The organism is Aliarcobacter trophiarum LMG 25534, from assembly GCF_003355515.1.
GTDB lineage: Bacteria > Campylobacterota > Campylobacteria > Campylobacterales > Arcobacteraceae > Aliarcobacter > Aliarcobacter trophiarum.
Genome location: NZ_CP031367.1, coordinates 946,266 through 960,098, shown reverse-complemented (window position 1 = coordinate 960,098; position 13,833 = coordinate 946,266). Strand labels below are relative to the sequence as shown.

Here is a 13,833-nt window from a genome sequence, read left to right as displayed (position 1 = left end):
TATGAGTAATTTCAATAGCTATTATAATAGTGAAACAATAAGACAAGTTATCTCTGTAGTTGTTTTAAATGAACATAATGTTTTATCAAGAATTGTTGGGCTTTTTTCAGCAAGAGGTTATAATATAGACTCTTTAACAGTCGCTCCAATGGAAGATAGCCCATACTCAAGAATGACAATAGTAACAACTGGTGACAAAAGAGTGATTGATCAAATTGTAAAGCAGTTAAACAAATTAATTCCTGTTTTAAAAGTAAATGAGCATAAAAATGTAATTGAAAAAGATACAGTTTTAATGAAGTTCTCAATAGATAATAATCTTGCAGATATTGATGTAATTGCAAGAGCATATCATGGAGCAATTCAAAATGTAACTCATGATTCAATCATAGTATCTGCAACAGATTCAAGTGATAGAATTATCAATTTTATAAAAGTTATGGAAAAATTCAATCCACTTGAAGTTGTAAGAAGTGGTATAGTTGCTATGGAGAGATAATTCATGAAATTAAAAGAGATATTGGATTATTTAAATATTTCTCAAGATAGTAATATTGAGATTAGTGGTTTAAATGGTCTAAAAGAGGCAACAAATAGTGAACTTAGCTTTTTAGAAAGTTCAAAATATATAAGTAGCTTAAAAGATACAAAAGCAGCAGCTGTTTTTGTAAACAAAGAGTTTAAAGAGGATGTTCCAGCTGGAACTCTTGCAATAGTATGTGATGAGCCATATATAAATTTAGCAAAAGCTAGTAAACTTTTTGCACCAAAACTTATTGAAAATAGTGGTAATGAAGCAATAATTGGAGAAAATACAACAATCATGCCAAATGTGCATTTAGGTAAAAATGTAGTTATTGGCAAAAATTGTACTATTATGCACGGAAGCTTTATTGGGGATTATGTAAAAATTGGAGATAACACAATAATTTATCCAAATATAACAATCTATAGAGATTGTAAAATTGGAGATAATTGTATTATTCACTCAGGAACTATTATTGGAAGTGATGGGTTTGGCTTTGCACATACAAAAGAGGGAAAATATATAAAAATCTATCAAAATGGAAATGTAATAATTGGCTCTGATGTAGAAATTGGGGCAAATTGTACAATAGATAGAGCTGTTTTCTCTTCTACAATTATTGAAGATGGGGTTAGAATTGATAATTTAGTTCACATAGCGCATAATTGTAAAATTGGTCGAGGTTCTATTTTAGTTACTCAAGTAGGGCTTTCAGGTTCTACAACTTTACAGCCTTATGTTATTATGGGTGGACAAAGTGCAACTTCTGGACATCTTGAAATAGCTGCATTTTCTACTATTGCTGCACGTGGTGGAGTTACAAAATCTATAAAAGAGCCTAAAAAGACTTGGGCTGGGTTTCCTTTGATTGAGCATAGAGAATGGCTCAAACTTCAAGGAAAAATATCAAAACTACTTAAATAAAAGGATTTATTATCGCTAAAAAGGTCGTTTCCTTAATTATTCTATTTATAATTTTATATTTTCAGTTTACAACTTTAATTAGTACAAAAGATGTTGTAGGAGATGTTGGAGCTAGTTTTGCTAGTTTCTCATTTAAATATTTTTCATATTTATCTTATATTTATTTACTTTTTCTAATTTATCCTTTATATCTTATAAATTTTAAAAAAGGGCTTGATTATAGAGATTTAATTTTAAATATATCTGTTGTATTTCTATTTTTATTTATCTCTTTAATTTTTCAAACTCTTTTAGTTGACAATCCTTATGAAAGAGGAGAGATAGGTAATATTTTAGTAGATGCATTTACACCTTTTATTGGACAGGCTGGATTATATATTTTTGTTTTAATAGGCTTTAGCATTTGTATTTTAATCCTTTTTGAAACTTTAAATATAACAATTGATGATTTAAAGAAATTTAAAAATAGAATAAAATTAAAACAAAATAAAATAAAAAATGTAAATGAACAAAAGATAAACAATCAAAGAGTTGAACAAAAAACATATCAAGAGAAACAAAAATCTCTTCCAAAACCAAAAGAAGAGAAAATAATTCTTGAAAATAAAGAAACATTACAAGATGATGAGATTTTTGAGGCTGATATTATTGAAATTTCGAAAAAAGAGGAAGATGGTTTCTATGAAATTCCAAATAATATTCAAAATAATAACTTAATTGTTGATGAGCTAGAAGAGAATGCAAAACTTTTAAGTGAGTTAGAGTTTGGAAAAACTGAAAAACCAAAAGATTTTATGCTCCCACCTACAAACTTCTTTCAAGATGCTCCAAAAGAGAATAAAACAAAGGTAAATGAAGCCTTTATTGATAAGAAAATTGCTGATTTACTTGATAAACTTGCTATGTTTAAAATTGATGGTGATGTAGTAAGAACTTATACAGGACCAGTTGTTACAACATTTGAGTTTAAACCAGCACCAAATGTAAAAGTTTCAAAGATTTTAAGCCTTCAAGATGATTTAGCAATGGCTTTAAAAGCACAAACAATAAGAATTCAAGCTCCAATTCCAGGAAAAGATGTAGTTGGAATTGAAGTTCCAAATGAAGATACACAAACAATATATCTAAAAGAGATGCTAGATAGTGATATTTTCCAAAATTCAAAATCTCCACTTACTATGATTTTAGGTAAAGATATTGTAGGAAAACCATTTGTAACAGACCTTAAAAAACTTCCTCATCTTTTAATAGCAGGAACAACAGGAAGTGGAAAATCTGTTGGAATAAACTCAATGATTTTATCTCTACTATATAAAAACTCTCCAGATAATTTAAGATTAGTAATGATTGATCCAAAAATGCTAGAGTTTTCTATGTACAACGATATTCCACATCTTTTAACACCTGTTATTACAAAAGCAGTTGATGCTATAAATGCTTTGTCAAATATGGTTGCTGAAATGGAAAGAAGATACTCTTTGATGGCAAAAACAAAGACAAAAAATATTGAGAATTTTAATGAGAAGGCAGTAAAAGAAGGACTTCCTACTATGCCTTACATTGTTGTAGTAATAGATGAGTTGGCTGATTTAATGATGACAAGTGGAAAGGATGTTGAATACTCTATTGCAAGACTTGCACAAATGGCAAGAGCTAGTGGAATTCACTTAATTGTGGCAACTCAAAGACCATCAGTTGATGTTGTAACAGGGCTTATAAAAGCAAATTTACCTAGTAGATTATCTTATAAAGTAGGGCAAAAAATAGACTCAAAAATAATTTTAGATTCTATGGGAGCTGAGTCACTTCTTGGAAAGGGAGATATGCTATTTACTCCTCCTGGAACTCCTGGAATTGTAAGAATTCATGCTCCTTGGAGTACAGAAACTGAGATAGAAAAAGTTGTAGATTTTTTAAAATCTCAAAGAGAAGTTGAGTATGATATGAACTTTATAAAAGACAAAAATATAAGCTCTAATTCAAACTCTTCTAAAGGTGCTACTAGTAACAATAATGGTGATATAGTTCTAGATGAACTTTATGAAGATGCAAAAGAGGTGATAATCACAGATAAAAAAACTTCAATATCTTATCTACAAAGAAGATTAAAAATTGGATATAACAGAGCTGCAAGTCTAATAGAACAACTAGAACAAACAGGAGTTTTAAGTGAAGTTGATGCTAGAGGGAATAGAGAGATTTTAATATAAACTTTAAATTTTTCTAAAATAATTATACTTAGATATAGAATTAATATTCAAAGATACTGCAATAAAAGAAAACTTATGCTAGAATTTAGAATTTATAAATAAGGAGTAATTATGAATACAAGTATAGTTGGAAGAGATATAAAACTAACAGATTCAATAAAAGAGTATGTAAATGGCTCAATCGAGACATTTAAAAAATATAATTTAGATATTATTTCGGTTACTTCTACGATTGTTGGGGATGATAAAGCTAAAAGTTTTACTTTTGAATTCTCTTTAAATATTGCAAATATAGATACTGTTGTTGTAAAACAAAAAGATAAAGATTTGTATGCAGCAATTGATATTGCAACTGATAGAGTATCAAAAGTTTTACGAAGACATAATGACAAAATAACTGCTCATAAAGCTACAAAATTTAGTGAAGCTATAGAGGTTGAGGACAAAATTGCAAAAGAGCTTGAAAAATTTGAGGAAGAGATTATTCCTCAAAGATTAGTTTCTTACAAACCAATAGATATTGAAGAAGCTTTGGAGGAGTTAAAAAAATCAACTGCTCAGTTTAAAGTTTTCTATGATAAAGATGACAATATGAGAGTTCTTTATAAGGCAAATGTTGCTGGAAAATTTGGACTTTATTAAGATAAAGAGATGTACGCAAAAAGGTATTAGCTTTTGCTAGTACCTTTTTTAATTTATACAAATAGGATTAGATAATATTTATGAAAAAAGATTTAAAAAAAATTGCACTAATAGGGCAACCAAATGTTGGAAAATCATCACTTTTTAACAGATTAGCAAATAAAAGAATAGCTATAGTATCAGATGTATCTGGAACAACAAGAGATGTAAGAAGACATGAAATAGAGATAGTTGATAGAAGTGCAATAATTCTTGATACAGGTGGTATCGATGATACAAATGATGAGATTTTTTCAAATGTGAAAAAGAAAGCTATTAAAACTGCAAAAGAGGCTGATATAATACTTTTTATTGTAGATGGAAAAAATATCCCAGATGATAAAGATAAAGAACTATTTTATGAGCTTCAAAGAGTTGGAAAAGAGTTAGCTTTAGTTGTAAATAAAATTGATAATGACAAAGAGTTAGAAAGACTTTGGGAATTTTTTGAGTTTGGAATAAGTGATGAAAATCTTTTTGGAATATCAGTTTCACATAATCGTGGTACAAAAACACTTTATGAGTGGATTTATAAACATCTTCCAGAGAACCCTGAAACAGTTGCAAGAATGGAAGAAGAGAGAAGAAAAAAAGAGCTAGAAGATGAGTTTTTTGACGATGAGTTTGATAATGATGAAGATTTTTCTGCTGAAGGATTGGAAAATATAGAAGAAGATATTATTATTGATGATACTTCAATAAATGTTGCTATTATTGGTAGAGTTAATGTTGGAAAATCATCTATTTTAAACTCTCTTGTGGGAATAGAAAGATCAGTTGTTTCAAGTATTGCAGGAACAACTATAGATCCTGTTGATGAGACTTTCTCTTATAAAGACAAAGAGATAACTTTTGTTGACACAGCAGGACTTAGAAGAAGAGGAAGTATTGAAGGAATAGAAAAATTCGCTTTAATGCGAACAAAAGAGATGTTAGAGAAAGCAAATGTTGCTTTAGTTATTCTTGATGCATCAAGAGAACTTACTGATTTAGATGAAAAAATTGCTGGTTTGGTTGATGAATATGGACTTGGAACAATTATAGTTTTAAATAAATGGGATGAGAATATGGATACATTTCAGAAAATGGAAGAAGAAGTAAGAAGAAGATTTAGATTTTTATCTTATGCCCCTATTATTGCTGTTTCTGCGAAAACTGGAAGAAGTATAGATAGATTAAAAGATAAAATAATAGAGATTTTTGAAAACTATATTCAAAGAATTCCAACATCTCAACTAAATAAAGTAATAGAAGAAGCTGTAATTAGACACTCTCTTCCTAGTCCAAATGGAGCATATTTAAGAATTTATTACTCTACACAATTTAGTTCAAGACCTCCTAGAATTGCTTTAGTTATGAATAAACCACAACTTCTACACTACTCTTATAAAAGATATTTAATTAACTTTTTAAGAGAAAAGTTTAATTTTGAAGGGACTCCAATTCATGTTATTGCTAGAGGGAAAAATGACAAAATGGGCGATGAAGAGTATTTAGAAAGATAACAAAATAAATAAAAAGAGTTAAAATGAGTAAGATTTATCTATTAAATGACCAAAAATTTGAAGGTATTGAAAATCTTGAAGTTTTTGAAATTGAGTATTTAAAATTTAATTTGGATTTAAACAAATATAATGCCTTAGTTTTTACATCTAAAAACGCCATCTTTTCTCTTGAAGAAAATAACATAAATTGGAAAAACATACCATCTTATTTAATAGCTCCAAAAACAGCAGATATAGCAAAAAAATTTAAAGCAAATATAGCTTTTATAGGTTCTAGTGGTCATGGAAATGATTTTGCAAATGAGTTAATTCCACACTTAAAGGATAAAAAAGTTTTATATATAAGAGCATTAAAGACTGTATCAAATCTTACAAACATTTTAATTGAAAATGGTGTAGATATAGATGAAATAGTTGCTTACAAAACATCTTGCAATAAAAAAAGTATAGAAATTTTAGAAAAAAACTCAACTATTATTTTTACTTCACCTTCAAGTGTTGAGTGCTTTTTTCAAAAATATAGTTGGGATGATAGCTTCAAAGCAATATCTATAGGAAGAACAACAGCTTTGTATCTTCCAGAAAATATTAAGTGTGAAATAAGTTCAATTACCAGTGTAGAAGAGTGCATTAAACTAGCCATAAAAAATTAAGTTTAATCACATTTTTAAAGTTTTTTAGATAAAATCATCAATTCTAAGTAGTACGGGATTTCCATTACTTGCGGGTCCGATAATATTTTATTTTATACAAATTTGTAGTTTATACTGTGTGCAGCATCTCCTTTGGTTTTTGCTCCTAAAGTATTTCTCTTGTATATAATCTTGGCTTTTAGGGCCACTTTATGGTTATCGGCTACTTGGATTTTATAATTTAAAGGGAAAATAATGAATATATTAATACTAGGAAGTGGTGGTAGAGAGTACTCTATAGCACTTGCACTACAAAATGAAAAAAATCATAACTTATACTTTATGCCTGGAAATGGTGCAACTTCTAATTTAGGAAAAAATATTAATATTACTGATTATAAAGAGTTGGCAATTTTTGCGAAAGAGAATAGTATAGATTTAACAATTGTTGGACCTGAAGCTCCACTTGTAGATGGTGTTGTTGATATATTTAAAGAAGAAGGCCTAACTATTTTTGGACCTTCAAAAGCTGCAGCTCAACTTGAAGGTTCAAAAGCTTATATGAAAAATATATTAAAAAAGTATAATATACCAACAGCAGCATTTATAGAGACTTCAAGCAAAGAAGAAGCCTATAAATTTATAGATAGTATGCAAAATCTTCCAATAGTTGTAAAAGCGGATGGACTTTGTGGAGGAAAAGGTGTAATTATTGCTCAAAGTAAAGATGAAGCAAAAAGTACAGTCAATGATATGTTAAATGGTGAATCATTTGGAGAAGCTGGAGAGGTAGTAATTGTAGAAGAGTTCTTAGATGGTTATGAATTATCTGTTTTTGCTATTTGTGATGGAACTAACTACAAAATTCTTCCAGCTGCACAAGACCATAAAAGAGTAGGAGATGGTGATACTGGACCAAACACTGGTGGAATGGGAGCTTATGCACCAACTCCTCTTATAAATGATGAATTATATAAAAAAATTGAAGAGAGAGTTATAAAACCAACGCTAAAAGGGATGCAAGAAGAAAATGCTCCTTTTGAAGGAGTTTTATTTATTGGAGTTATGGTTGTAAAAAATGAACCAATAGTTTTGGAGTATAATGTTAGATTTGGGGATCCAGAGTGTGAAATTCTAATGCCTCTAATTGAATCAAAAGTATCAGAACTTTTCTATTTTGGAGCTACAAAACAACTAGATAAACTTGATATTAAAATTAAAAATAAATTTGCTGTTGGTGTTGTAATGGCTAGTGAAAACTACCCATATAGCGCTTCAGCACACTCAATTATTGAACTATCAAATATTGTAGACAGTGAACTTTTGGAAAATAGCCATATCTCTTTTGCAGGAGTTGAAGAAAAAGATGGTGTTCTTTTAGCAACTGGAGGAAGAGTTGCTGTTTGCGTTGGTATTGGAGATACAGTAAAAGAGGCAAGAGATAGAGCATATTTATTAAGTTCAGAGATAACTTTTGATGGTAAAAAGTTTAGAAGCGATATTGCATACCAAGCTTTAAAGAACTAAAATGCAAGAGCAAAATAGTACCTCAGATTTACAGTTAGCATCTCTTAGAAATAGGGGGATTGCTTTTGTTATTGATGATTTGATTGTAACTTTACTAATTTGTCTTATTTATTGGGATAGTATATCTTTGGTAAGCGATAATCAAGAGGCTTTAATAAATCTAATGCAAACTACTTTTGTAGTACCCTTAATACTATTAAAGATTATATATCATACATTTTTTATTTGGTATTATGGACAAACTTTAGGTAAAAAAATATTGAAAATCAGAGTAATAGATGCTAATTCTTGGGAAAGAGTAAACTTTTTTTCATCTTTTTTAAGAAGTATAGGTAGAGTTGTATCTGAAATGTTTTTTTATATAGGATTTATAATAGGATTTTTTAATGAAGGTAGAAAAACTTTTCATGATTTTGCTGGTAAAACGTTGGTAGTAAATGCATAAGGTAATAATCTCTTTAACTTTAGCATCATGTTTATTTCAGATAAATGCTCAAGAATTAAGTATGGAAAAACTGCAATTAGTTGCAAAAAATGTTGATGCACAAGATAATATCATAACTGCAACAGGTGATGTTGTCGCATACTCTCCTACATACTATTTAAGCGCTAATAAATTAATTTATAACAAAGACAAAGAGATTTTAGAGCTTTTTGATAATGTATTAATAATAAAAGATAATAATATTCAAACACAAAGTAATTATGCCTATGTGGATATGAAAAATGATATTATAAATCAAGACCCAGCCTTTTTGATGGATAATAGCTCTAATATTTGGTCAAATTCAAAAGAGGCAAATAAAGATAAAGAGATAATAACTCTTGAAAACTCTATTTTATCATCTTGTGACTGTATTGACCCAATTTGGAGCATTAGGTCTTCAAGTAGTGATTATGATACAGAAGCCATGTGGATTAATACTTATAATCCTAGGCTTTATATAAAAGATGTTCCAGTTTTTTATCTTCCTTATTTTGGTTTTCCAACAGATACAACAAGAAGAACTGGACTTTTACTCCCAACTATTGGTTATGGGAAAAGTGAAGGTTTTTTATACTCTCAACCAATATTTATAGCCCCTGCAGATAATTATGATATTGAACTAATACCACAAATTAGAACAAATAGAGGGTATGGAAGTTATGTTAATTTTAGATATGCAGATAGTCCTGATAGTATTTTAAAGATAAAAACTGGGTATTTTAAAGAGTTTGATAGTTATATGAAAGATGAAAAACTTGAAAATAGTGAACATTATGGTTTCAATATTGACTATGAGAGAAAAAATATATTTGCAACACAAAAAGAGCATCAAGATGGAATTTTCTCTTCTATTAAATACCTAAATGATATTGAATATGTCACTTTAGAACAGGGAGAAGATGATTTTAGTACAGACAAAAAAGTAGAATCAAAACTTAACTATTTTTATAATACTCCAAACTATTATGGTGGTGCTTATGGTAAATACTATATAGACACATCAAAAAATACAAATAAAAATACTCTACAAGAGTTACCACAAATTCAGCTTCACTCTTATAATAAAGAGCTATTTTTAGAGAATCTTATCTACTCAATAGATGCAAAAGCTCAAAATTTCACTAGAAGAGAAGGCTTAAATGCAAAAATATATGATATTAATATTCCTATTAGTTATACAAAAAATATTTTAGATGACTATATGTATTTAGGAGTTGAAAATAGAACAGTTTTAACACAATACGACTATAGTAACTCAATATATAAAAATCTAAATTATGATGATGGAACTTTAATACAAAATAGAACCTCTTTTATAGTAGGAAGTGACCTATTAAGACCTTATGAGGACTATATACATACTATAAACTTAAATGCTAGTTATGAGATTCCTAAAAATCTAAAAGAGCATGGAGACCTATATAATATAACTGTAAAAAATGATAATCCAAGAAAATATAGTGAATTAAATGTTTTTCCAACTCTTCAAGATAATAAGGTAATAAATTTAAATTTAAATCAATCTTTATATGATAAGGAGAGTTTAAAACAATTTATAAACCATAAAATGTCGCAATCTATAATGTATGATACTTTAGATAATCCAAAACTACAAGATTTTAGTAACTATGTAAAACTTAATCATGAATATGGTTCTATATCTGGAAAAGTTGTTTACAATATGGATGATAATAAAATAGTTGAGGGAAGTTTTGATGGTTCACTTAGCTATGAAGATTTTACACTAAGTGCTGGTTATTACTACACTAAAAAAACAGACAATGAATTTAATACAAGAGATGATTTAGAATCATATAGAGTATCAACTTCTTATAGGTTAGCAAAAGATTACTCTATAAAATATTATGAAAACTATGATTTACAAGAGAAGATTAGAAATAGACAAGGAATTGGTTTAAATATTGATGATAGTTGTTGGAATTTAGACTTAAGAGTTGAGAGAGAGATTACTCCTAGAAGTAGATATATAGAGGGTACTAATAGATATGGTAGTGAAGATCAAACTATTCTTTATGCAGTTTTAATGCTAAAACCAATAGGTGGTTTAAGACAAAAATATAAAGTAAAAGAAAATGATTAAACAAGATAGTATATTTTTTAAAAATAGAGAGGAAGCGGCCTATAAACTTATAGAAGTATTACCTATAGATAGTATGAGGTTAGAAGAGTGGACTGTAATCGCTGCTTCATATGGTGGATATGAGATAGCAAAAATTGTAGCGAATGAACTAAATGCAAGCTTTGATATTTTATTTAATGAAAAAATATTTGCTCCACAAAATGATGATTGTGAAATAGCAGTTGTTACAGAACTTGAAGAGGTGTTAATACATGAAGAGTTGGTTAAATCATTTGATATAAATCTTGATTCAATTTATATAAAATCAAAAGATATTTATAAAGATAAAATAAAACCTATTGCTAATAGATTTAGAAATGGTGATAATTTTCAAAATTTAGCTGGTAAAAATGTATTAATAGTGGATGAAGATATAAATGTTGGCTTGGTTATGATGGCTTGTATAAAAACTATTATAAATCAAAAAGTAAAATCAATTAGTGTTGCAACTCCTATATTATCAACTGCAAGCATAAAGGCCATAGATAGTATTACAGATGATTTATATTATATAAAACACTTAGAACATTTTATTGAAGCTTATTACTACTATGATAGTTTAGAAGAGTTAACTTATGAAGATATAGAAAGAATTAAAAACGAAGGAAAAGAAAAAGAATGATAATAAAATGTGAATTAGAGCTAAATCAACAAAAAGAGATTTTTGAATTTAATAAAGTTGCTAAACAAGCAAATGGTTCTGTGTTAGCACAAATGGGAAATGCAGTTGTAATGGCAGCTGTAGCTTGTGAATTTGACAATCCAGTAAGTGAAGATTTTACTCCACTTACTGTTCAATATATTGAAAAAACTTATGCTAGTGCAAAGCTTCCTGGAGGATTTATAAAAAGAGAAGGAAAGCCTAGTGATTTTGAAACATTAACTTCAAGAGTAATAGACAGAAGTTTAAGACCACTTTTCCCAAAGGGCTTTGTTTATCCAACAACAATTACTGTAATGGTTTTAAGTGCTGATAAAAATATAGATTTACAAACATTAGCTTTAAATGCAGCAAATGCAGCTCTTTATACATCAAATTTACCTATTAAAAAATCTGTTTGTGGTGTAAGAGTTGGAAAAATTGCCAATAATCTTGTTATAAATCCAGCAAAGGATGATTTAGAAAATTCTACTTTGGATTTATATGTAGCTGGTTCAAAAGATGAACTACTTATGATTGAGATGAAAACAATTTCATCTTTAAATGATTCTCTTCACCATACAAATGAGATGGAAGAAGAAACTTTAATAGAAGCGATAGCTTTTGCACAAGAAGCTTTAAAAAAGGCAAATTTATCTTATGAAGAGAATTTTGAAAAAGCTTGTAAGATAGAAGCAAAAGTAGAATTAATTGAGTTTTCAATAGATAAGGAAGTTATTAATTATATAAGAGATAATTTTTCAAATGATATAAAAGATGCTATTAAAAAACTGGCAAAAAGTGAAAGAGCAGTTGAGTTAAAAGAATTAGCAAAAAGCATAACAAAAAATGAGTATTGCACAAAAAATAATATAGATTTTAATACAATTTTTGAAGCTGTTAATATAGTAAAAAAAGAACTTGTTCGTACAATGATTGTAGATGAAAAAGTAAGAGCAGATGGAAGAGGTCTTAAAGATGTAAGAGCAATATCTATAGAAACAAATATTTTACCATCGGCTCACTCATCTTGTCTATTTACAAGGGGTGAAACTCAAGCTTTAGTTGTTGGAACTCTAGCTGGTGCAAAAGATGGACAAATGTATGAAGTTTTAACAGATAAATCAACATCTATGGAAAACTTTATGGTTCACTACAATTTTCCAGGATTTAGTGTGGGAGAGGCAAAACCCATTTTTGGAGTAGGAAGAAGAGAGCTAGGGCATGGAAATTTAGCTAGAAAAGCACTTGAATCTACAATAGATAAAAAATTTAAAGATACTTTTAGAATAGTATCTGAAATTTTAGAATCAAATGGTTCTTCTTCTATGGCAACTGTTTGTGGTGGTTCATTAGCTCTTAAAGCTGCAAATATTCCAATATCAAACTTGGTAGCTGGTGTTGCTATGGGAATGGTTGTTGAAGGTAATAAATATTCAATCCTTACTGATATTATGGGGCTTGAAGATCATGATGGAGATATGGATTTTAAAGTTGCTGGAACAAAAGAGGGGATTACAGCTTTACAAATGGATATAAAACTTGGAGGGATTGAATTAGATGTCTTAAAAGAGGCTCTTTTACAAGCAAAAGAGGGGAGAGTTCATATTTTAAGTATTATGGAAGAAGCCAGTAAGAATATAGTTTCAAGTCCAGCCTTACCAAAAATTGAAGAGTTTTCTATAGATAGTTCAAAGATGATGGTTATTATTGGAAAAGGTGGAGCTACTATTAAAGAAATTATTGAAAAATATGGTGTAAATATAGATTTAGATAGAGACAATGGAGTTGTAAAAGTAAGTGGAGAAGATAGTTCTAAAATAATAGAAGCTAGTAATTTTATAAAAGATCTAGTAAATAACTCAAACTCATACAAATCACCGGCAAAAATTGATTTTGAAAAGCTATATAGTACAGATGAGATTGTTTCTGGGAAAGTTGAAAGAATAGTTGATTTTGGTGCATTTATACTTCTTTCAAAAGGAGGAGAAGGGCTTTTACATATATCTAAAATTTCAAAACAGAGAGTAGAAAAAGTAAGCGATATTTTGTCTATAGGACAAGAGATAGAGGTAAAAGTTCTGAAGATCCAAAGGGATAAAATAGAGCTAGGTTTAAATTAATATTAATTAATTCTGTGTTAGGATAGTAAAATTTTTAAAATGAATAAAATCAAGGGGCTTATATGGCTAAACTTTTAATAGTAGATGATTCTACAATGCTCAGAGATATGTTAAACTATGCTTTGAATGAAGGTGGGTACACAGATGTTACTGAAGCAGTTGATGGTGTAGATGGTCTAGCTAAGGCAAAAAATACAAGTTTTGATTTAATTATTACAGATGTTAATATGCCAAATATGGATGGCTTAACTCTAATTGGTGAGCTAAGAAAAGTTCCTCAATATTCTAAAACACCAATTTTAGTTTTAACAACTGAAAGAAGTGATGAAATGAAGGCTAAAGGTAAATTTGCAGGAGCCACTGGTTGGATAGTTAAGCCTTTTGTTCCTGACCAGCTTTTAAAAGCTGTTAATATTGTGCTAAGTAGATAAATCAAAA

12 protein-coding genes are annotated in these 13,833 nt (G+C 28.8%); all 12 read left to right on the top strand.

Going from position 1 to position 13,833, the window contains the following annotated elements:
• Window position 1: 1 nt before the first annotated feature.
• The 12 genes from ilvN to ATR_RS04865 all read left to right on the top strand — a co-directional run bounded on the left by ilvN (window position 2) and on the right by ATR_RS04865 (window position 13,826).
• Window positions 2-499 carry an acetolactate synthase small subunit gene (ilvN, locus tag ATR_RS04920; RefSeq protein ID WP_115428365.1) on the top strand — a complete coding sequence of 166 codons (498 nt, stop codon included), beginning with the start codon at window positions 2-4 and terminating at the stop codon, window positions 497-499.
• Window positions 500-502: 3 nt separating this feature from the next.
• Complete coding sequence (gene lpxD, locus ATR_RS04915; protein ID WP_115428364.1) at window positions 503-1,450, top strand: UDP-3-O-(3-hydroxymyristoyl)glucosamine N-acyltransferase; 948 nt, start codon at window positions 503-505, stop codon at window positions 1,448-1,450.
• A gap of 11 nt (window positions 1,451-1,461) precedes the next feature.
• Window positions 1,462-3,660 carry a DNA translocase FtsK gene (locus ATR_RS04910; protein WP_115428363.1) on the top strand — a complete coding sequence of 733 codons (2,199 nt, stop codon included), beginning with the start codon at window positions 1,462-1,464 and terminating at the stop codon, window positions 3,658-3,660.
• A gap of 111 nt (window positions 3,661-3,771) precedes the next feature.
• On the top strand, window positions 3,772-4,302 hold the full coding sequence (gene hpf, locus ATR_RS04905) for a ribosome hibernation-promoting factor, HPF/YfiA family (protein ID WP_115428362.1): 531 nt from the start codon (window positions 3,772-3,774) through the stop codon (window positions 4,300-4,302).
• An 80-nt stretch (window positions 4,303-4,382) separates the two neighbouring features.
• The gene (der, locus tag ATR_RS04900) at window positions 4,383-5,846 is read left to right on the top strand and encodes a ribosome biogenesis GTPase Der (RefSeq protein WP_115428361.1); all 1,464 of its coding nucleotides are present in this window, start codon (window positions 4,383-4,385) and stop codon (window positions 5,844-5,846) included.
• A 23-nt stretch (window positions 5,847-5,869) separates the two neighbouring features.
• Complete coding sequence (locus ATR_RS04895; protein ID WP_115428360.1) at window positions 5,870-6,499, top strand: uroporphyrinogen-III synthase; 630 nt, start codon at window positions 5,870-5,872, stop codon at window positions 6,497-6,499.
• A 234-nt stretch (window positions 6,500-6,733) separates the two neighbouring features.
• Window positions 6,734-8,005 (top strand): phosphoribosylamine--glycine ligase, encoded by a 1,272-nt coding sequence (purD, locus tag ATR_RS04890; RefSeq protein ID WP_115428359.1) that lies wholly within the window; start codon window positions 6,734-6,736, stop codon window positions 8,003-8,005.
• 1 nt (window position 8,006) lies between these two features.
• Window positions 8,007-8,450 carry an RDD family protein gene (locus ATR_RS04885; RefSeq protein ID WP_115428358.1) on the top strand — a complete coding sequence of 148 codons (444 nt, stop codon included), beginning with the start codon at window positions 8,007-8,009 and terminating at the stop codon, window positions 8,448-8,450.
• Window positions 8,443-10,593 carry an LPS-assembly protein LptD gene (locus ATR_RS04880; protein WP_115428357.1) on the top strand — a complete coding sequence of 717 codons (2,151 nt, stop codon included), beginning with the start codon at window positions 8,443-8,445 and terminating at the stop codon, window positions 10,591-10,593. Before ATR_RS04885 ends, ATR_RS04880 begins: the two co-directional genes overlap by 8 nt.
• Window positions 10,586-11,254 carry a phosphoribosyltransferase family protein gene (locus ATR_RS04875; protein ID WP_228254255.1) on the top strand — a complete coding sequence of 223 codons (669 nt, stop codon included), beginning with the start codon at window positions 10,586-10,588 and terminating at the stop codon, window positions 11,252-11,254. Before ATR_RS04880 ends, ATR_RS04875 begins: the two co-directional genes overlap by 8 nt.
• Window positions 11,251-13,395: a polyribonucleotide nucleotidyltransferase gene (locus ATR_RS04870; protein WP_115428356.1), complete on the top strand. Its 2,145-nt coding sequence runs from the start codon at window positions 11,251-11,253 to the stop codon at window positions 13,393-13,395. The genes ATR_RS04875 and ATR_RS04870 overlap by 4 nt, the downstream gene beginning before the upstream one ends.
• A gap of 62 nt (window positions 13,396-13,457) precedes the next feature.
• A complete protein-coding gene (locus ATR_RS04865; RefSeq protein ID WP_115428355.1) occupies window positions 13,458-13,826 on the top strand; it encodes a response regulator in 369 nt (122 codons plus the stop codon).
• Window positions 13,827-13,833: the final 7 nt, after the last annotated feature.